The organism is Streptosporangium sp. LJ11 (genome assembly GCF_051918945.1).
In the GTDB taxonomy this organism is placed as follows: domain Bacteria; phylum Actinomycetota; class Actinomycetes; order Streptosporangiales; family Streptosporangiaceae; genus Streptosporangium.
Map to the genome: position 1 here is coordinate 177864 of NZ_JBPXMB010000008.1, position 18613 is coordinate 196476.

The 18613-nt window shown below is 70.5% G+C and carries 16 protein-coding genes and 1 pseudogene; 7 read left to right on the forward strand and 10 right to left on the reverse strand.

Features of this window, described 5'->3' with window-relative positions; all coding sequences use genetic code 11:
* Nucleotides 1-94 precede the first annotated feature (94 nt).
* From ACTOQ3_RS14290 to ACTOQ3_RS14310, 5 genes are all read right to left on the reverse strand, one after another.
* Complete coding sequence (locus tag ACTOQ3_RS14290; RefSeq protein ID WP_440083858.1) at nt 95-1009, reverse strand: Rieske 2Fe-2S domain-containing protein; 915 nt, start codon at nt 1007-1009, stop codon at nt 95-97.
* 41 nt (nt 1010-1050) lie between these two features.
* Nucleotides 1051-1605, reverse strand: coding sequence for an HD domain-containing protein (locus tag ACTOQ3_RS14295; RefSeq protein WP_440083987.1), 555 nt, complete (start codon nt 1603-1605; stop codon nt 1051-1053).
* 101 nt (nt 1606-1706) lie between these two features.
* Nucleotides 1707-3887 carry a molybdopterin-dependent oxidoreductase gene (locus ACTOQ3_RS14300; protein ID WP_440083859.1) on the reverse strand — a complete coding sequence of 727 codons (2181 nt, stop codon included), beginning with the start codon at nt 3885-3887 and terminating at the stop codon, nt 1707-1709.
* Nucleotides 3888-4061: 174 nt separating this feature from the next.
* Nucleotides 4062-4790, reverse strand: a complete 729-nt coding sequence (locus ACTOQ3_RS14305) for a hypothetical protein (RefSeq protein WP_440083860.1) — start codon at nt 4788-4790, stop codon at nt 4062-4064.
* Nucleotides 4774-5034 (reverse strand): hypothetical protein, encoded by a 261-nt coding sequence (locus ACTOQ3_RS14310; RefSeq protein WP_440083861.1) that lies wholly within the window; start codon nt 5032-5034, stop codon nt 4774-4776. The genes ACTOQ3_RS14305 and ACTOQ3_RS14310 overlap by 17 nt, the downstream gene beginning before the upstream one ends.
* Before the next feature lie 469 nt (nt 5035-5503).
* On the opposite strand from ACTOQ3_RS14310, the gene ACTOQ3_RS14315 reads away from it, so the two are divergent.
* The 3 genes from ACTOQ3_RS14315 to ACTOQ3_RS14325 all read left to right on the forward strand — a co-directional run bounded on the left by ACTOQ3_RS14315 (nt 5504) and on the right by ACTOQ3_RS14325 (nt 7092).
* Nucleotides 5504-6364 (forward strand): helix-turn-helix domain-containing protein, encoded by an 861-nt coding sequence (locus tag ACTOQ3_RS14315; RefSeq protein WP_440083862.1) that lies wholly within the window; start codon nt 5504-5506, stop codon nt 6362-6364.
* Nucleotides 6365-6428: 64 nt separating this feature from the next.
* On the forward strand, nt 6429-6638 hold the full coding sequence (locus tag ACTOQ3_RS14320) for a DUF397 domain-containing protein (RefSeq protein ID WP_440083988.1): 210 nt from the start codon (nt 6429-6431) through the stop codon (nt 6636-6638).
* Between the two features lie 271 nt (nt 6639-6909).
* Nucleotides 6910-7092 carry a DUF397 domain-containing protein gene (locus ACTOQ3_RS14325; protein ID WP_440083989.1) on the forward strand — a complete coding sequence of 61 codons (183 nt, stop codon included), beginning with the start codon at nt 6910-6912 and terminating at the stop codon, nt 7090-7092.
* 143 nt (nt 7093-7235) lie between these two features.
* On the opposite strand, the gene ACTOQ3_RS14330 is transcribed toward ACTOQ3_RS14325, so the two are convergent.
* The gene (locus ACTOQ3_RS14330) at nt 7236-8690 is read right to left on the reverse strand and encodes a catalase (RefSeq protein ID WP_440083863.1); all 1455 of its coding nucleotides are present in this window, start codon (nt 8688-8690) and stop codon (nt 7236-7238) included.
* 227 nt (nt 8691-8917) lie between these two features.
* Between ACTOQ3_RS14330 and ACTOQ3_RS14335 the strand changes: the two genes are divergently transcribed.
* The 3 genes from ACTOQ3_RS14335 to ACTOQ3_RS14345 all read left to right on the forward strand — a co-directional run bounded on the left by ACTOQ3_RS14335 (nt 8918) and on the right by ACTOQ3_RS14345 (nt 12519).
* Entirely contained in the window at nt 8918-10021 is a 1104-nt protein-coding gene (locus ACTOQ3_RS14335) for a CapA family protein (protein ID WP_440083864.1), read from the forward strand.
* A gap of 52 nt (nt 10022-10073) precedes the next feature.
* A complete protein-coding gene (locus tag ACTOQ3_RS14340) occupies nt 10074-11840 on the forward strand; it encodes an SDR family oxidoreductase (RefSeq protein ID WP_440083865.1) in 1767 nt (588 codons plus the stop codon).
* 118 nt (nt 11841-11958) lie between these two features.
* Nucleotides 11959-12519, forward strand: coding sequence for a TetR family transcriptional regulator (locus ACTOQ3_RS14345; RefSeq protein ID WP_440083990.1), 561 nt, complete (start codon nt 11959-11961; stop codon nt 12517-12519).
* A gap of 108 nt (nt 12520-12627) precedes the next feature.
* On the opposite strand, the gene ACTOQ3_RS14350 is transcribed toward ACTOQ3_RS14345, so the two are convergent.
* A complete protein-coding gene (locus ACTOQ3_RS14350) occupies nt 12628-13365 on the reverse strand; it encodes a hypothetical protein (protein ID WP_440083866.1) in 738 nt (245 codons plus the stop codon).
* Nucleotides 13366-13567: 202 nt separating this feature from the next.
* On the opposite strand from ACTOQ3_RS14350, the gene ACTOQ3_RS14355 reads away from it, so the two are divergent.
* A complete protein-coding gene (locus tag ACTOQ3_RS14355) occupies nt 13568-14074 on the forward strand; it encodes a hypothetical protein (protein WP_440083867.1) in 507 nt (168 codons plus the stop codon).
* A gap of 178 nt (nt 14075-14252) precedes the next feature.
* On the opposite strand, the gene ACTOQ3_RS14360 is transcribed toward ACTOQ3_RS14355, so the two are convergent.
* From ACTOQ3_RS14360 to ACTOQ3_RS14370, 3 genes and pseudogenes are all read right to left on the reverse strand, one after another.
* Nucleotides 14253-15344, reverse strand: coding sequence for a hypothetical protein (locus ACTOQ3_RS14360; RefSeq protein ID WP_440083868.1), 1092 nt, complete (start codon nt 15342-15344; stop codon nt 14253-14255).
* 201 nt (nt 15345-15545) lie between these two features.
* Complete coding sequence (clpB, locus tag ACTOQ3_RS14365; protein WP_440083869.1) at nt 15546-18128, reverse strand: ATP-dependent chaperone ClpB; 2583 nt, start codon at nt 18126-18128, stop codon at nt 15546-15548.
* A 230-nt stretch (nt 18129-18358) separates the two neighbouring features.
* Nucleotides 18359-18611: pseudogene (locus ACTOQ3_RS14370) on the reverse strand (heat shock protein transcriptional repressor HspR); the annotation flags it as partial.
* Nucleotides 18612-18613 lie beyond the last annotated feature (2 nt).

Sequence of the window (18613 nt, forward strand, 5' to 3'; positions counted from 1 at the left end):
GTCACGCCTGGGTGCGGGGGCGTAGAGGCCGTGCCCCGCCCGGGTCCGGACGGACGCGGCTCACCCCGCACCGGAGATCCCCCGCGGGATCCGGTCACATCTGCGCGGGACGGACCTGGAGCACGCCGTCGCGGCGGACCCGGGTCTCGAAGGACGGCTGGGGAGCGGTGGCCGGGCCGTGCACGACGGCCCCGTCGGAGAGCCTGAAGGTGCTCCCGTGCCACGGGCAGACCACGCAGGCGGTCCCCTCCTCCGAGATCAGGCGTCCCTGGTGGAGCGGGCCCGCCAGATGGGCGCACTGGTCGGCGAGCACCGTGACACCGGCGCCGACGCGCAGCACGAACAGGTCGATGTAGCCGAGACGCCGCGTCACCGGGCGCCCGTCGGGCAGGTCGCCGATCTCGCACAGGTCGTGCCAGCCCAGCGGGACCAGATGGGCGACGGACTCGGCGTGGTTGGCCCCGGCCGCCTGCCGGTAGGCCAGGTGGCCGCCGAGGTAGCCGCCCACGCTCGCGGCGCCCAGCCCGGCGAACGACAGGATCCGCCCGGTCCGGTCACGCCCGGCCAGCCGGAACACCAGCGAACCGGCGTAGAGCCCGAGGGCGGTCAGGTTGGCGATCGCGTGCACGAACCCCACCCGCTGCTGCTCGCGGTGGAGCGCGGACCAGTCGGTGACACCCGCCGCCACCGCGGGCATCGCGGTGGCGAGCCCTCCGGCGACCAGCACCCGCGACGCCCGCGGGTCGTAGCGGGTCACGTCCAGCACCGCCGTCGCCGCCCAGAGCCCCAGGCTGAGGTTGGCGAGCGGCGGATGGAGTGGTTTGCCGATCGGCACCCCGTGCAGCAGGTCGCGTAGCGGCCCGGGACCGATCCGCTGACGTACGGCCTTCGCGAGTATGCGGATCGGCCTGTCGGCCCTGGGTGAGCGCTCGATACGATCGGTGAGCTCGACCCCGGGCACCAGACGTCTGAAGGTCCGGCGCCCTGTTTTGACGGTTTCCTTCACCATCGCCCCCTTCTCAACCCATAGGGACCTACCCGAGAACGGCGTTATGCACGCGCCAAATGTCCTCGGCTGACGGAGAGGGCGATGATTTCGGTGGCGTAGGCGCCCAGTGTCGCCGACCCCTCCTCAATGATCTTCACCTTTTCCAGCACCTGCTCGGCCGTCACCTTGTACAGCGACCAGGTGCCGCCCTCGTTGTGGTGGTTCGCCATTATGGGCGCGATCCGGTCGAGGGCCTTGGCGAACCTGGCCTCCGGCGTCCTGCGTTCCTCGAACTCGTCCCAGAGCTCGCGCAACCGCTCGGCCTGGTCGCAGGGGAGCAGTCCGAAGATCCGGTCGGCGGCCTTGCGCTCGATGGCCGGCTGGGCCTCGACGGCCGAGGCGTCGTAGATGAACGTGTCTCCCGCGTCGATCTCGACGATGTCGTGGACGAGCAGCATCGCGACGACCCTGTCGAGATCGGTGCCCGGTGGTGCGTGCTCGGCCAAGACCATCGCCAGCATGCCCACGTACCAGGAGTGCTCGGCGTCGTTCTCCCGCCGCGACCCGTCCATGAGGGTGTTGCGGCGGACGATGCGTCTGAGCTTGTCGATCTCCATGGCGAAGGTGAGCTGAGCGTGCAGACGGTCCGGTGCTGGAGGGGTGGTCACGCGCGCAAGCCTAATGCGCGTCGATCCCGCTTTTCCGAGCGATCATGGGATCACGCCCGGCCGAGGGTGACGGGAACCCCGTTGAACACGGCGTTTCCCGAGGGCGCGTCCACGACGGAATCGTCCGTCAGCGTGTTCGCGTTCACCCCCGCGTGCTTGGCGGCCACCGGTTGCGAGGTGCCCGTGTGCCCCCACCCGTGAGGCAGGCTCACCACCCCCGGCATGATCGTGTCGGTCGGCTCCAGCGGCACGACCAGCTCGCCCGCGGCCGAGCGCACCACGGCGTGCTCACCCAGCCCGAGCCTGCTCACGTCGTCCGGATTGATCTGCAGGGTGCACCGGTTGGTCCCGCCGACCAGCGGTTCCACGTTGTGCAGCCAGCTGTTGTTGGAACGCAGGTGGCGCCGCCCGATCAGCACGATCTCCGCGGGCGGGACGGCGAGCCGCCCGCGCAGCCGCACGGCGTCCTCGACCAGTTGCGGCGGGGCCAGCTCCACCCGCCCCGAGGCCGTACGGACGATCTCCGCCAGCCGAGGCTCCAGCGGGCCCAGGTCGATGCCGTGCGGGTTCGCCAGCAGGGTGGCCAGGGAGAGCCCGTACGGGCCGAGCCTGAGCATGGCGTCCAGCCGCCGCTCGGCTCCGCTGCCGCCGTCCAGGGAGGCGCGCAGCTCGGCCGGGTCCGCGCCCTCCACCGGGGAGCCGGGCGTCTCGACGGCCCTGCGGAGCATCTGGTCGAGGATCAGCTCGTCGAGCGCGGCCGGATCGGCGTCCGCGCCCTGTCCCGAGGCGATCATCGCCAGCCGCGCCATGATCTCGGCCTCCGAGGGGCGTCCCGGCTCCAGCGGCAGGACGGGCGGGGAGAATCTCGCGTAGTTGCGGACCGCGAAGGCCAGCAGCGACAGGTCGTAGTGCGGCGACTGCATCACGCGCGGCGGCGGCAGGATGACGTTCGCGTGCCGGGTCGTCTCGTTCAGGTACGGGTCCACGCAGACCATGAACTCCAGGTCGCGGAAGGCCCGGTCCAGCCGGGGCCCGCCCGGCGCCGACAGCACCGGGTTGCCGGCCACCGTGACCAGTCCCCTGACCTGTCCCTCACCCGGCGTCTCGATCTCGTCGGCGAGGGTGGCCACCGGGATCTCGCCGTTCGCCTCCGGCAGCCCCCGGACGCGGCTGTGCCAGCGTCCCGTGGCGTACGGCTTTCTCCGGCGGCCGTTCTCCACGGCGGGTTTGGCGAACATGACCCCGCCGGGACGGTCGAAGTTGCCGGTCAGGACGTTGACGACGTCGACCAGCCACTGCGCGACGGTGCCGAACTCCGCGGTGCAGGTGCCGATGCGGGCGTAGACGGCGGCCGTCGGGGCCGCGGCCAGCTCGCGCGCCAGCCGTGCGATCTCCCCGGCGGGCACCCCGCACATCGGGGCGACCACCTCGGGGGCGAAGTCCTCCGCCAGCCGCCTGACCTCGTCCAACCCGTTGACCCCGACGCCGCCGATGTCGGCGCCGATCGAGGTGAGGTTCTCGGTGAGAAGGGTGTGGACGATGCCGAACAGCAGGTAGGCGTCCGTGCCGGGGCGTACGAACAGGTGCTCGTCGGCGAGGGCGGCGGTGCGGGTGCGGCGCGGGTCGACGACCACGAGCCTGCCGCCGCGCCCGCGCAGCGCCTTGAGGCGGCCGGGGAAGTCGGGGGCGGTGCAGAGCGAGCCGTTGGACTCCAGCGGATTGGCGCCGAGCATCAGCAGGTAGTCGGTGCGATCCAGGTCGGGCACCGCGATGGCCAGCGGGTCACCGAGCATCAGGCCGCAGGAGACGTGCTTGGGCATCTGGTCGGCGGTGCTCGCGGAGAAGACGTTGCGGGTGCCGAGGGCGCGGATCAGCGGCGCGCCGTACAGGGCGCCGGCCATGGAGTGGGCGTTCGGGTTGCCGAGGTAGACGGCGAGCGACTGGCGGCCGTGAGCGTCGATCACGCCCGCGAGACCCTTCGCGACCGTGCGGAACGCCTCTTCCCAGGACGCCTCGCGCCACTCGTCGCCCGTCCGGATCATCGGGACGCCCAGCCGGTCCGGGTCCTCGTCGAGGTGGCCCAGGGTCGCGCCCTTGGGGCAGATGAACCCCTTGGAGAAGGGGTCGTCCCGGTCGCCCTTGACCGAGGTGACGTGCCCGGCGTCGTCGAGGGTGAGCCGGAGACCGCAGACGGCCTCGCAGAGGGGGCAGGTCCGGTGCGCTGTTCTCATCGGCACTCCTGAGTTCGGCGAGTGGACTCATCATGGCCGCCGTCCGGGCCGCGGGGAAGCCCCGGAGCGCGAACTCCGGGCCGCGGGGAAGCCCTGGAACGTCGATTCCGGACCATGGGGGAAGCCCCGGAGTGCCTGAGACTCCGGGGCTTCCCGTTGTGCGATCCTCTGGATTCACGCGGCCTGTCGTCGCCGGTCGGGAAACCCGCCGGGCAGCTCACCGGGCAGCTCGCCGGGCGGGGGGAGCGGGGTGGCGGGCTTCCCCGCCGGGCTAGGGTCGGGCTCCTCCCGCGCGGACCGGCCGGCCCGCAGGCTCACCCAGTTCGCCCGCCCGTAGAACCGGTCGAGACCCACCGGGGGACCGGCGGCCCCGTCCCCGCGGACGATCTCGACGGTCAGCAGGTTCGCCCACCTGCCGTGCCGGCAGACCACGGCGTCGCGGGCGTAGCATGCCGCCGCGATCTCGGCGGAGAAGGCGTCGAAGTCCTCGGCGCAGGTTCCGGCCCTGGCGAGGACGAGCGCCTTCTCCCCCGCGGCGGAGGGGGTGATCCACAGGACCAGTGGCAGCCGGCCCGACCGGGTGTGTATCCCGGTCTCCGCGCACGCCCGCCGGATGCGGTGCCGGGAGACCAGGCACCACGCGTGTGCCGTCACCCAGCTCCTCCAGAAGCCGGAGGCGAGGAGGACACCGGCGGTGCCCGCCAGAACGAGAAACGGCCACCAGTCGCCCTCCCAGAGCGAGAGGATCACGGTGACCAGGAGGGACACGGCGGCGGTGAACAGGATGATCTCCGTCCGCCAGCGCCACAGCCGGACGAGGAGACCCGCCCGGCCGGGAGACCTGCCGCCGTAGCCGCCGTAGCCGCCGTAGCGGTCGTGGCGGGGGTCACGCCGCGACGTCACCGCCCACCCCCTCGTCGCGGACGGGCGCCAGGGCGAGTGCGGGAGCGGCGGTCCGCTCGGCCTTGAGAAGGTCGAACCGGGGCTCGCGGTAGTGCCTGGTCCCGAAACCGGTCCTGGTCACGGTCCAGCCGAGCCGGTAGGCCCATTCATCCTGATCCATGTAGAGCTCTCGGTCGGTCACATAGATCACATCAAGGATGAAGGTCTTGATTCCGTGGGTTCTGTTGGTACGGTGGAAGGACATAGGAGACTCCCTTCGTGGCTTTGACGCGGAGTTCTTGTGCCAACCGGGTCGGTGGCCGCCGGCCCGGTGTTTTTTGTGCCCGATCAGGGCACCCTCTTTGGTGCGTGCGACTTTGGGCCGTCGCCGGCCGTTGATTTCCGTGCCCCCCCTGCCGACCTCCCCGCGTCAACTCCGTTTCGTCAGAGACGGCGCCGTTGCCGCAGAATCGCGCGCCCGTCCCACGTCGCGCGACTCACGAAGGCCCTCGAAGACGCCTTCCGGATGATCACCGGTGGCTCCCCCGATCTTTCGAGAACCTTCCTGTTCTGATAGTCGCTCAGCATAGATTTGGCTGCAAGACTTGCCGTAAGGAAAAAAGTAATAAACTTCCACAGATGCACTGCAACCATCAGTGTAATTTGCACTATCATTCGTCGAGGTTCCTGTGAGGCCGTGACACCCGCCCGCCCGTCATGGTGAGGAGGTCGTGATGCCGCAGCGTGGCAGTCCAGCGCTCCGCCGGCGTCGGCTGGGTCTGGAGTTACGCAGGCTTCGCGAAAGCCTGGACATGACCGGCGACGAGGTGTCCAGCCGCCTGGAGTGGTCGACGGCCAAGGTGAGCCGCATCGAGACCGCCAGGACGTTGGCCAAGGAGGCCGACGTCGAGGCACTCGTCAGGCTTTACGGGGTCGACGAGCCTCTCAGGGGGATCCTGGTCGCGCTGCAGCGCGACGCCGCCCAGAAAGGGTGGTGGGAGAGATATCGCAATTCCGTTCCCGAGGAATACATCACACTGATCGGGACGGAGGCGGAGGCCACCATGGCACGAAACTGGGAACCCCAGATCGTGCCCGGCCTTCTCCAGACGGAGGATTACGTCCGGGGCGTTCACCGTGCGAGTCAGATCGCCAGCGGGCTTCCGCCGAGTTGGATTCAGGACCGGGTCGAGATACGGATGACGCGTCAGCGCACGCTGCTGCACGTGCCCGACCCGCTGGTCCATGTGAGCGTGTTCCACGAATCCGTGCTGAAGAACCAGTACGGCGACGCCCGCGTCATGCGGGACCAGCTCGTGCATCTGATCAAGGTCTCGGAGCTGGAGCACGTGGAGATGAGGATCCTTCCCCAGGACGTTCCGCCACCGGTGTCCACCGGCGCGTTTCTGCATTTGGCGTTTTCCGACTTTCCCGATGTCGTCTACGAGGAATCTCTCCCCGGTGGGCAGTTCGTCGAGGACGCGGAAACGGTCTACGCGTATGAGCGTGCCTTCGGACACCTGCTGGAACGTGCCCTTGACGAGGTGGCGTCACAGGAGCTGATCAAAAAAACAATCAAGTACTGGAACAGGTAGCGGCAGGTTGTCACCCACCGCCATTCCGTCGTTTCCGGGAATTTTTGGAAAGTTTTCGGGAAAAATGATAAACGCGAATAATCACAATGATGTGATCTGGAAGAAGAGCGCCCTGAGCGCCGCCAGTGGCAACTGTGTCGAAGTGGCCAGGCTGGCCGGGGGGCGTGTGGGGGTCCGTGACAGCAAGGACCTGTCCGGTCCCATTCTCACTTTCGCTCCCGGCGCCTGGAACTCTTTCGTCGGGGGGGTGAAGGACGGAGAGTTCGACATGTAGCAGGAAGCGGCCCTGGCACTCACCCAAGAGAACAAGAGCCGCCCCGCTGTGGTTATCGCGTTTTTCATCGCTTCTGCCCGCCGGATGGATTGACGGCCCGCCGGTCGAGCAGGGGAGAATCATCGCACACCGGGAGACCTTGCAGGATACGGTGTCCTATCTAGACGCGCTTAATGCCTTGCAACTTCTTCGTCACGCCTTCATCCTTAAGGTGCCTTATGGTCCCTCATGGGAGAAGGGGTGAGTTGTGTCTGATATTGACGTGTCTGGAGTGATCTGGAAGAAAAGTCGGCGGAGCGGGCTCAACGGTAACTGTGTCGAGGTGGCTCACCTGCCCGGCCGGGGGTTCGCGGTCAGGGACAGCAAGGACAGGGGCGGACCGGTGCTGGTCTTCGGCGGGCCCGGGTGGATCGCGTTCGTCGCGGCGGTGAAGGGCGGAGACTTCGATCTCTGAGTGACCGTTCTTCCAGGACCGGGGGCTTGCCCAACGGCGGGACAGCCCCCTTTCGTGTTTCCGGGGACAGGTGCGGAAGGCCGTAGGACAGCCGTACGGCCCGCGTCTCCGGGAGACGCGAACCGTACAAGGAGAGGCCGTGACTACTCGGCGGTGACGCCGAGGCCCCGGGCGACGCTCTGGCCGAGGTCCTTGTGCACGTTCGTCCAGTACTCGGCGACGCGCCTCTTCATCTCGGCGGTGACCTCCGGGGCGGAGGCGTGGCCGACGACGTTGCTCACCAGGTGGGAGCGGTCGGTGTCGGACAGGACGTTCTCCCACAGGGCGCGGGGCTGGACGAAGTCGTCGTCCTCGCGGTGCAGGGTGTAGGCGGAGCGGATGATCTCACCGGTCACCTGGTAGTGCTCGCCCTCGTACCGCGCCGGGTCGGCCGCGGGGCCGCCGACGCTGTTGGGGGCGTAGACGGGGTCGCCCGTGTTGCCGAAGCGCATCTGGCCGTCCTTGTTGTAGCTGTGGACGGGAGCCTTCGGCGCGTTGATCGGCAGCTGCTGGTAGTTGACGCCGATGCGGTAGCGGTGGGCGTCCGGGTAGGAGAACAGGCGGCCCTGGAGCATCTTGTCCGGGGACGGGCCGATGCCCGGCACCAGGTTGGACGGCTCGAAGCTCGACTGCTCGACCTCGGCGAAGTAGTTCGCCGGGTTGCGGTTCAGGACGAACCTGCCGATCGTGATCTCGGGGTAGTCGGAGTGCGGCCACACCTTGGTCAGGTCGAACGGGTTGAACCGGTAGTCGGCGGCGGCCTCGAACGGCATGACCTGGACGTTCACCGTCCAGGACGGGTGGTCGCCGTTCGCGATCGCGGTGTGCAGGTCGCGGATGTGGAAGTCGGCGTCCTGCGCGATGACCGCTCCGGCCTCGGCGTCGGTGAAGTTCCTGACGCCCTGGTCGGTCTTGAAGTGGTACTTGACCCAGAACTTCTCGCCGGCGGCGTTGTACCACAGGAAGGTGTGCGAGCCGAAGCCGTGCATGTGGCGCCAGGACGCGGGCGTGCCGCGGTCGGTCATCAGGAACGTCACCTGGTGGGCGCTCTCCGGCGAGAGCGTCCAGAAGTCCCACTGCATGTTGTGGTCGCGCAGGTTGGTGTCGGCGCGGCGCTTCTGACTGTGGATGAAGTCGGAGAACTTCTGCGGGTCGCGGATGAAGAAGATCGGCGTGTTGTTGCCGACGAGGTCGTAGTTGCCCTCTTCGGTGTAGAACTTCAGCGCGAAGCCGCGCGGGTCACGCTGGGTGTCGGGGCTGCCGAGCTCACCGGCGACCGAGGAGAAGCGGATGAAGAGCGGGGTCTCCCTGCCCTTGGCGAACAGGCCCGCCTTGGTGAACTGGCTGACGTCCTCGGTGATCTGGAGGACGCCGTGCGCGCCGCCGCCCTTGGCGTGGACCACCCGCTCCGGGACGCGCTCCCGGTTGAAGTGGGCCATCTTCTGGATCAGGTAGTGGTCCTGCAGCAGCAGGGGCCCGTTCGGGCCCACCGACTGCGAGTGCTCGTCGCTCGGCGCGGGGATTCCCGCGTCGGTGGTGGCGATGGGCCTGGTGCTCATAGAGAGGGTCCTCCGGGGGTTCTCTTCATCGAGTGTCTTGGAACGGCAGCCGGGCGGCGGTCACCCGCAGGCCCGCCTGCCTGAGCCGGTCCCCGTCCTCCATGACCACACCGTACGGCCTAAACCTGAATGATTCAAATTAACGACTCAGTCTAGTTTTGGGGAAACGAATCTCGTAGGGCGAGTTGTGACACAGGCGGTGGATGAGATGGCATCCTCGGATACCGATGGACACGTACACAGCTCGACGCCTCGCCCTGGCCGCCGCGATCACCGCCTCCGCCGTGCTCCTCGCGGCCTGCTCCGCAGCCGAGTCGGCCGCCCCCGAATCGTCCCCCGACGTCGTGGAGAAGCCCACCGAACCGGCCGAGGCCCCCACGCCCGAGCGCAGGCCGTACACCATCTCCTTCGGCGGGGACGTGCACTTCGAGGGCGTGTTGCGGACCCGGCTGAACGCCGATCCGAAGACCGCGCTCGGCCCGATCGCCAAGGTGCTCAAGCGCTCCGACCTGGCGATGGTGAACCTCGAGACCGCGATCACCACCGGCGGCACCCCCGCCCCCGGCAAGCAGTACACCTTCCGCGCCCCGGCGGCGGCGCTCACCGCGCTGAAGGCGTCCGGGGTGGACGTCGCCTCGCTGGCGAACAACCACGGCATGGACTACATGCAGAGCGGGCTGAAGGACTCCCTCGCCGCCATCAAACGGTCCAGGTTCCCCGTCGTGGGCGTGGGCAGGAACGAGGCCGAGGCGTACAAGCCGTGGCGGACGACCGTGAACGGCAACCGCGTCGCCATCATCGGCGCGACCCAGGTGCTGGACGCGGAGTTCGTCCAGGCGTGGACGGCCTCCGGAGACCAGGGCGGTCTCGCCTCGGCCAAGGACGAGGCGCGGCTGATCCAGGAGGTGCGCAAAGCGCGCAAGAACTCCGACACCGTGATCGTCCACCTGCACTGGGGCACCGAGCTGCAGAAATGCCCCAACGAGGCGCAGCGCGGCCTGGCGCCCAAGCTGGTCGCGGCCGGGGCGGACGTCGTCGTCGGCGGTCACGCGCACATCCTGCTCGGCGCCGGATACCTGAAGAACAGCTACGTCAGCTACGGCCTGGGCAACTTCGTCTTCTACAACTGGGGTCCGGACACCGGCAGGACCGGCGTGCTCACCCTGACGATCAACGGCCGCAAGGTGCTCAAGGACCAGTGGACCCCGGCCACCATCCAGGGCGGAGTGCCGGTCCCGCTCACCGGGACCGGGCGGCAGCAGGCCGTCGCGGGCTGGAAGGCGCTGCGCGGCTGCACCGGTCTGGCCGCCAGGCCCGGCCAGTCCGGCTAGCTCGCAGGGTCACGGGAAACGTTCCGGACACCTCGTGCGACAGGAGGCCGCGATGCGGTGGGTGGAGTCCGGTGACGTCCGGCTGGCATTGTTCGAGCAGGGGGACCCCGCGGCCCCGACCATCCTGCTCGTGCACGGCTACCCCGACACCCACCGGGTCTGGGACGAGGTGGCCACGCTGCTGGAGGACCGCTTCCACGTGGTCCGCTACGACGTCCGCGGCGCCGGGCTCTCCGGCGCCCCGCGCACCACCGAGGGCTACGGCTACGACCACCTGGCCGCCGACCTGACCGCGGTCCTCGACGCGGTGGGCAAGCCGGGGGTGCACCTCGTGGGGCACGACTGGGGGTCCATCCAGGGCTGGCAGCTGATCGGCAGGCCGGACATCGAGCGGCGGATCCTCTCCTTCACCTCCGTCGGCGGCCCGCACCTGGACCAGGCCGCGCGCTTCGTGCGGCACGGCAGGCCGCGCGAGGTCGCCGGGCAGCTCCTGCGGTCCTGGTACATCGGAGCCTTCCAGGTCCCGGTCGTCCCCGAGCTCGTGCTGCGCGCCGTGCTGCCGCGCGTGGTGAACCGGTCGGTGCGGGCGCCGGGACGCCCGGGGCACCCGGCGGAGACGCTCGTCAGGGACGGCCTGAACGGTCTCGGCCTCTACCGGGCCAACATGCTGACCGGCCGCGGCGCGTCACCCGCCGCGCCCGCGCCGCGGATACCCGTCCAGCTCGTCGAGGCCACGCGGGATCCTTTCGTCTCCTCCGCGCTGCTCGCCTCGGCGCACCGCTGGACGCCCAGGCTGTGGCACCGCCGCGTCCCCACCGGCCACTGGGTGCAGCGCAGCCGTCCCGGCGTGCTCGCCCGCATGATCGCCGAGTTCGCCGAGCACGTCGAGGGGGCGCCGCCCTCCAGGGAACTGCGCAGGGACCGTCCCGGCGAGCGCGGGCCCTACGACGGCCGGCTGGTGGTGGTCACCGGCGCGGGCGGCGGGATCGGGCGGGCCACCGCCCGCGCCTTCGCCGCGCACGGCGCCGAGGTGATCTGCGCGGACATCGACCTCGCCGCCGCGCGCCGCACCGCCGAGAGCATCGACCTCGCCGCCGCGCGCCGCGCCGCCGAGGGCACCGCCGGGAGCGGGGGCACGGCGCACGCCCACCGGGTGGACGTCGCGGACACCGCGGGGATGGAGGAGTTCGCCCGGCTGGTCAGGGACCGCTACGGCGTGCCCGACATCGTGGTCAACAACGCGGGGATCGCGGTGGCGGGCCCGTTCCTGGACCACTCGGTCGACGACTGGCGGCGGACCCTGGACGTGAACCTGTGGGGTGTCATCCACGGCTGCCGCCTGTTCGCCGCCCAGATGGCCGAGCGCGGACAGGGCGGTCACATCGTGAACGTGGCCTCGCTCGCCGCCTTCCTCCCCAGCAGGCTGCTGCCCGCGTACTCGACGTCGAAGGCGGCCGTGAAGATGCTCGGCGACTGCCTGCGCGCCGAGCTCGCCGGGCAGGGGATCGGGGTCTCCACGATCTGCCCCGGGTTCGTCTCCACCGCGATCGCGCGGAACGCCACCTACGTCGGCGATCTCGCCGAGGTCGCCGGCGAACCGGCGGGGAGGGCGCTGGCCGCGCGCGGGTACCCGCCCGAGCGGGTGGCCGCGCACATCCTGCGCGCCGTCCACCGCGATCTGCCCGTCGTCACGGTGAACGCGGAAGGCAGGATCGGCTACGCGCTCTCGCGGATCTCCCCGGCGCTCACCCGCCGCCTGGCCGGGCTCGTCCGGCTCACCGCGGGCGGAGAAATCTCGCGATTGACGAATAAGCACTGACCCCGGTCTGTCAGAGGGGCAAGATGGGGTGGTGTCCACCATCTCCTGCGAGGAGCCGGGTGAGGCTCCACTACGGCGTCAACCCACCCAACGACGAAGCGCGCGACGCGTCGAGCGGATGCTCGACGCGTGTGCCGACCTGCTGGACGAGATCGGCTACGACGCGCTCTCCACCACGAGGATCGCCGAGCGCGCGGGGGTCGCGATCGGTTCGGTCTACCAGTTCTTCCCCGACAAACGGGCCCTCACCCAGGCGGTGACCCGGCGCCACGTGGAGGGGTTCGTCTCCCGGATCGGCAGGCGCTTCCTGTCCGAGGACTACGCGGGCTGGTGGGACGCGGTCGACGCGATCATCGACGAGTACGTGGAGATGCACAGGACCGTGCCGGGTTTCCGATCCCTGCACTTCGGCGACGTCGTCGACCTCAACCTGCTCGACTCCGGGTCCGAGAACAACACGGTGATCGCCGGGCGGCTGCGCGGCCTTCTCCTGCAGGAGTACGGGCTGGCCGACAGCGAGGAGTTCGACCTGGCCGTCCTCGTCGCGGTGGAGGCGGGGGACGCCGTGCTCAAGCTGGCCTTCCGGCGAGATCCGAACGGTGCCCCGGAGATCGTGGCCGAGGCCAAGCGCCTGATCCGCGGCTATCTGAACCGTCAGTTCGCCCGCGTCTCCGTCTGAGAGTCGCCGGCGCACCCGGGCGGAGCGAGCCCTCGGGGGCCTGAGCCGTCGGTTCGCCCGTGTCCTGGTCGAGAGTCGCCGGCGCACCCGGGTGGAGGGTCCGGGCCGTCAGTTCGCCCGCGTCCCGGTCCGAGGAGCTCCGGCCGGGAGATCCTCGCCGGGGGACGCGCCGGTGCCCTCCGGGACGCTCTCGGCGCCGACCGCGTCCGGCACGGTGAACACGTGCTCCTCCCGCGCCTCCCCTTCCCGATACGGCCTGCCCCTGCGTTCGAGCTGGGACCACCGCTCCACGGGGACGGCCTCACCGGTCGTCCCCGCCCCGGGGCGCCCCTGCGCCGTCAGCCTCTGCGCCCGGGGCTCCCGCACGTCCTGCCACCACGCTCCCGGCCCTCCCGTGTCCGGCCGCCGCGTGTCCGGTCCTCGGGCGCGCTGTCCCCGCGCGTCCCGTTCCCGGGCTTCCTGTCCCTGGACGAGGTGTCTCTCGACATGTCTCCGCGCGCGCAGTCGCCCCTCGTGTGACCGTTCCGTGCCCGCCACCGGCACGGGCACGACCGCCGTGGGTCCGGACGACCGCGTTCCCGGCTCGTCGCGGGGCCTCGCGGAAGGGTCACAGGGCTCGCGGCCGGACGAGATGATCGGCTGGAGAGGCCGGTCCCGGGGGGCTCGTTCCATCTTCCTGATCCGGGCGGCGAGCCTCTCGGCACGGATCCGGTTCTCCAGGGTGAGCAACTCCCGGTGGGCCTGCCCGATCGCCTCCATCTTGACCGACAGGTATCCGGCGGACCCGGGAACGACCACCGAGAAGGCCAGGAGGAGCATCAGCGTGAACGATGTCTGCTTGGACATGCCCATCGCGGCTCCTCCCCGTGACACGCTCCTCTAGCAGGACTCGTCGCTCATATGCCCGTTTTGCTGGGGAAAAACGCGTAGCGTAGCCGTACGTTTGCCCAAGGTAAGGTGGCCAATACCTGCCGTTGGCCGTACGCGGTCGAGCGTCGCTCGGTACTCTCGCGATGTGGCGCATGTGACACGTGAGCAACTTGATCGATTGCTTGAGCAGGCACTTCTGGCCGACGATCACGAAGACCTGGCCCGGCGACTCGAAGCCCTGGTCGAGGCGTACGCGTCCGGCGACATATCACGGGCGGCGATCCTCGTGCTCGCCGCCGAGGAGTGGCGGCAGGCCGGGCAGCCCGCCCGGGCCTTCGACTGCTTCCAGCGGGCGGTGGACGACGGCGGTGAGGTGAGCGTCGACCCCCGGGCCGGGATCGCCGACACCCTCTTCGAGCTCGAACGGCCGGACGAGGCGAGGGAGGTGATCGCGGCGATCCGCGCCGCGGGTGACGTCACCGCGGCCACCGCCCTCACGGTCGCCGAGACCCTCGTCGCCTACGGCGACCTGGCGGAGGCCCATGAGTGGGCCACCGAGGGGGCGCACCGGGCGGTGGAGGGCAGCGGCGAGCACATCGCCCTGCTCAGAACCCGCTATCGGATCCGCGTCGACCTCGGGTTTCCCGAGGACGAGCTCGACGCCCTCCTGGACGCCTCGCACTGACGGCGCCCTCGCCGGCCCGCACACGCGGAAGGGGAGGGCCGTGCCCCGTGAGGCACGGCCCTCCCCTGCGATGGTTCCACGGTGGATCCGTGCCGGTCCGCGGACCGGTGGCCGATCCACCGCTTCCTGCGCGTCCCGCTCCACTTACTCCACGTCGAGGTTCACTCCGTACGGAGGATCACTCCACGTCGAGGTCGGGGAGCGTCCCCTCCAGCGCGGGAAGGGCGGGAACCGCCGCGGTACCGCTCGTGGCGCCCTCCGCAGCGGTAGCGCCCGTGGTGCCTTCCGTCGTGGTGCCGCCGACGGCGGGGGCATCCGGCAGTGCGGGGGTCTCCGGGCGTGCGGCGGCCGGCGACTCCTGCGTGGGCAGGTTCGCGGTGGGCATGTCCGCGGCAGGCATTTCCGCCGCGGGCATCTCCGCCGCGGGCAGGTCGACGTTGGGCAGGTCGACGTTGGGCAGGTCGGCCGGCGGCAGGTTCTCGGTGGCGGCGTCCGCCGGGGCGGGAACGGGCAGCGGGGGCGCGGGCTCCTCGACCGGCGCGACCGCCGCCTCGGCGAGCTCACCCGGGGCCGGGGGCGCCGGGGCCCGCAGCCAGCTGATGCCGTCGTTGGGAGCGCTGGGAGCGCTCGGCATGCCGGGCAGGTCCGGCGCCTCGGCCATGACGCTCACCCACGAGGTCGTCCACTCGTGGCCGGGAAGGCTCGACTGCCCGAAGGGCAGCGCGTGGGAGCCGGTGGCCGCGGCGACGCCCCCGGCGTCGGCGAAGCTGACCACGGCGGAGGGCTGGGAGAGCTGGGGCAGGCCGGTGACGCGGGCGAGCCGGTCCGCGGTCACGGACGTCTCACCGATGTTCGCGGTCACCGGTGCCCCGGCACCGTCGACGGCCACCGGCGCCTGAGCGTCGGTCGTCGTTGCCGGCGTCTCCGTGGTCGGCGCCTGAGCGTCGGTCGTCGTTGCCGGCGTCTCTGTCGTCGGCGCCTCCGCGCCGCCCGCTGTCTCGGTGGTGTCCGCGGTCATCGGCATCTCGCCGGTGTCAGCGGCCGGCGGTGCCACGGTGCCGGTCGTGGCCGGCGGCGCCACGGTACCGGTCGCGGCCTGTGCCCCCTCGGGGGTCGTGGCGGTACCGGTGGCGCCGGTCTCCTCGCACGCGGGCTCCACCGGTCCGGGAGCCCCCTGCACGGTCGCCGTGCCCTGCTCCGGGCAGGGCGCGACCTCCGCCGACGCCGGAGAGACCATCGTCAGGCCGGCGCCGACCGTGAGCACCGCCATCGCGAGGATCCCTCGGATGTTCCGTGATGAGTTCGACATGCGCATCCCCCTGTTGCGTTCGGTAATCCGACGAAAACCGAACGTAACAGGGGGGTCTCGCCCAGGTGCGGGCTTAGCTCAATGGTGGTCAAGCCATTACCGGGCCTTACCGGGCCCCGCCCGCCCGCCATCGGGCCGTTACCGGGCCCGGCCCGGTCGCCGTCAGGTCCTTACCGGGCCGATGGCCAGGGAGTCGCTCGCCTCGTCGAGGTCGACCAGCACCTCGTCGCCGTCCTGGACCTCGCCGGAGAGCACCTCCTTGGCCAGCTTGTCGCCGATCGCGGACTGGACGAGGCGGCGGAGCGGACGCGCGCCGTACAGCGGGTCGTAGCCCGTCAGCGCCAGCCAGTCGCGCGCCGCCGGGGTCACGGTCAGCGTGAGCCGCCGGTCCGTCAGACGCCTGGCCAGGTGGACCACCTGCAGGTCCACGATCCTGGACAGCTCCTCGGTGCCGAGCGCGTCGAACTGGATGACGTCGTCGAGCCGGTTCAGGAACTCCGGCTTGAACGCGTTCCTGACCGCGGCCATCACGGCGGTCCGCTGGGCCTCCTTCGCCATGCCCGGGTCCACCAGGAACTGCGAGCCGATGTTGGAGGTGAGGATCAGGATCACGTTGCGGAAGTCGACCGTCCGGCCCTGCCCGTCGGTGAGCCGCCCGTCGTCGAGCACCTGGAGCAGGATGTCGAAGACCTCCGGGTGGGCCTTCTCGACCTCGTCCAGCAGCACCACGCCGTAGGGCCTGCGCCGCACGGCCTCGGTGAGCTGGCCGCCCTCCTCGTAGCCGATGTAGCCGGGAGGGGCGCCCACCAGGCGCGCGACGCTGTGCTTCTCGCCGTACTCGCTCATGTCGATGCGGACCATCGCCCGCTCGTCGTCGAACAGGAAGTCCGCCAGCGCCTTGGCCAGCTCCGTCTTGCCGACGCCCGTCGGGCCGAGGAAGAGGAAGCTGCCGGTCGGCCGGTCCGGGTCGGAGATGCCCGCCCGAGCCCGCCGTACGGCGTCGGAGACCGCCTCGACCGCCTGCCGCTGGCCGATCAGCCGCCTGCCGAGCTCCTCCTCCATGCGGAGCAGCTTGCTGGTCTCGCCCTCGAGCAGCCGGCCCGCGGGGATGCCGGTCCACGAGGAGATCACCTGGGCGATGTCGTCGGAGCCGACCTCCTCCTTGACCATGGGGTCCTCGGGCTGGGCGGCCTTGCTGGCCTCGGCGAGCTCGGCCTCCAGCTTGGGCACCTCGGCGTACATCAGCCGCGAGGCGGCCTCGAAGTCGCCGTCGCGCTGCGCGCGCTCGGCGGCGCCGCGCATCTCGTCGATCTGCTTCTTCAGGTCGCCGACCCGGTTGAGCCCTGCCTTCTCCCGCTCCCAGCGGCCGACCAGGGCGTTGAGGTCCTCCTGGCGGTCGGCGAGCTCCTTACGGAGCCGCTCCAGCCGCTGCAGGCTGCCCTCGTCGGTCTCCTTGGCGAGCGCCAGCTCCTCCATCTTCATCCGGTCGACGTTCCGCTGGAGCTGGTCGATCTCCACCGGGCGGGAGTCGATCTCCATGCGGAGCCGGGAGGCCGCCTCGTCGACGAGGTCGATCGCCTTGTCGGGCAGGAAGCGGGAGGTGATGTAGCGGTCGGAGAGCGCGGCGGCGGCCACGAGCGCGCCGTCGGAGATCTGGACCTGGTGGTGCGCCTCGTAGCGGCCCTTGAGGCCGCGCAGGATGGCGATGGTGTCCTCGACGGTGGGCTCGCCCACGTAGACCTGCTGGAACCGCCGCTCCAGCGCGGGGTCCTTCTCGATGCGCTCGCGGTACTCGTCCAGCGTGGTCGCGCCGATCATCCGCAGCTCGCCGCGGGCCAGCATGGGCTTGAGCATGTTGCCCGCGTCCATCGCGCCCTCGGCGGCACCCGCGCCGACCATGGTGTGCAGCTCGTCGATGAAGGTGACGACCTGGCCGTCACTCTCCTTGATCTCCCCGAGCACCGCCTTGAGGCGCTCCTCGAACTCGCCGCGGTACTTGGCGCCGGCGACCATCGCGCTGAGGTCGAGCGCGATCAGGCGCTTGTCGCGCAGGCTGGAGGGCACGTCGCCCGCGACGATCCGCTGGGCCAGCCCCTCCACCACCGCGGTCTTGCCGACGCCGGGCTCGCCGATGAGCACCGGGTTGTTCTTGGTACGGCGGCTGAGCACCTGGATGACGCGCCGGATCTCCGAGTCGCGGCCGATCACCGGGTCGAGCTTGCCCGCCCTGGCCCGCTCGGTCAGGTCGATCCCGTACTTCTCCAGCGCCTGGTAGGTGTCCTCCGGCGTCTCGCTGGTCACCCTGGCGTGGCCGCGTACCTTCTCGAAGGCGTCGAGCAGCGCGTTCGGGCTCGCGCCGTTCGCCTTGAGCAGCTCGGCGACGGGACCGCCGTCGGTGGCGAGACCGACCAGCAGGTGCTCGGTGGAGACGTAGTCGTCCTCGAGCCCGCGGGCCCGCTGGGCCGCGGTGTTCATCGCGGTGAGGAGCTGCCGGGAGCTCGACGGGGCGCTGACGGTGGAGCCCTGCGCCTTCGGCAGGGCCGCGAGCTGCTTCTCCGCCTCGACGCGCAGCCGCTTCCAGTCGGCGCCCACCGCCTCGAGCAGGGGTACGGCGGTGCCGCCGGTCTGGCTGAGCAGCGCGGTGAACAGATGGGCCGGGGCGACCTCGGGGTTACCCTCGGCGGCCGCCCGCCTGATGGCGGAGGAGACCGCCGCCTGGCTCTTCTGGGTGAGCTTGTAGTCCATGCTTGTCAGGCCTCACTCGAAAGTGCTGTGTCCGATGGCGACGCCGGCCCGGCGGGTCCTCACGGGGCGACCGTGACGCGGCGCGTTCTCACGGGCCCGGTCACGGACGCGTCCTTGAAGGCGTGGGACGGAGTCTCAGGCGGGGGGCAGCTGGTACTGGATGAGCGCGCGGATCATGTTCATCTCCGCGCGCAGGCGGTGGTTCTCGTCGCGCAGGCGCAGGGCCTCCGTCTCGAGGGTCAGGATTCGCTTGATGCCCGCGAGGTTGATGCCCTCCTCCTGGGAGAGCCGCTGCACCTCGCGGAGCATCACGATGTCGCGGGTGGAGTACAGGCGTCCGCGTCCCGCCGTACGGCCCGGACTGACCAGGCCGAGACGGTCGTACTGGCGCAGGGTCTGCGGGTGCAGACCTGACAGCTGGGCGGCCACCGAGATCACATAGACGGGTGTGTCGTCCGACAGATCGAAGTAGTTGGCTTCCATGG

Excerpts from the sequence above, each read along its gene's own strand:
- ACTOQ3_RS14290 (WP_440083858.1), bottom strand. The coding sequence starts at position 1,009 with ATGGTGAAGGAAACCGTCAAAACAGGGCGCCGGACCTTCAGACGTCTG.
- ACTOQ3_RS14295 (WP_440083987.1), bottom strand. The coding sequence starts at position 1,605 with ATGGAGATCGACAAGCTCAGACGCATCGTCCGCCGCAACACCCTCATG.
- ACTOQ3_RS14300 (WP_440083859.1), bottom strand. The coding sequence starts at position 3,887 with ATGAGAACAGCGCACCGGACCTGCCCCCTCTGCGAGGCCGTCTGCGGT.
- ACTOQ3_RS14310 (WP_440083861.1), bottom strand. The coding sequence starts at position 5,034 with ATGTCCTTCCACCGTACCAACAGAACCCACGGAATCAAGACCTTCATC.
- ACTOQ3_RS14315 (WP_440083862.1), top strand. The coding sequence starts at position 5,504 with ATGCCGCAGCGTGGCAGTCCAGCGCTCCGCCGGCGTCGGCTGGGTCTG.
- ACTOQ3_RS14320 (WP_440083988.1), top strand. The coding sequence starts at position 6,429 with ATGATAAACGCGAATAATCACAATGATGTGATCTGGAAGAAGAGCGCC.
- ACTOQ3_RS14330 (WP_440083863.1), bottom strand. The coding sequence starts at position 8,690 with ATGAGCACCAGGCCCATCGCCACCACCGACGCGGGAATCCCCGCGCCG.
- ACTOQ3_RS14335 (WP_440083864.1), top strand. The coding sequence starts at position 8,918 with ATGGACACGTACACAGCTCGACGCCTCGCCCTGGCCGCCGCGATCACC.
- ACTOQ3_RS14340 (WP_440083865.1), top strand. The coding sequence starts at position 10,074 with ATGCGGTGGGTGGAGTCCGGTGACGTCCGGCTGGCATTGTTCGAGCAG.
- ACTOQ3_RS14345 (WP_440083990.1), top strand. The coding sequence starts at position 11,959 with ATGCTCGACGCGTGTGCCGACCTGCTGGACGAGATCGGCTACGACGCG.
- ACTOQ3_RS14350 (WP_440083866.1), bottom strand. The coding sequence starts at position 13,365 with ATGTCCAAGCAGACATCGTTCACGCTGATGCTCCTCCTGGCCTTCTCG.
- ACTOQ3_RS14360 (WP_440083868.1), bottom strand. The coding sequence starts at position 15,344 with ATGGCGGTGCTCACGGTCGGCGCCGGCCTGACGATGGTCTCTCCGGCG.
- clpB (WP_440083869.1), bottom strand. The coding sequence starts at position 18,128 with ATGGACTACAAGCTCACCCAGAAGAGCCAGGCGGCGGTCTCCTCCGCC.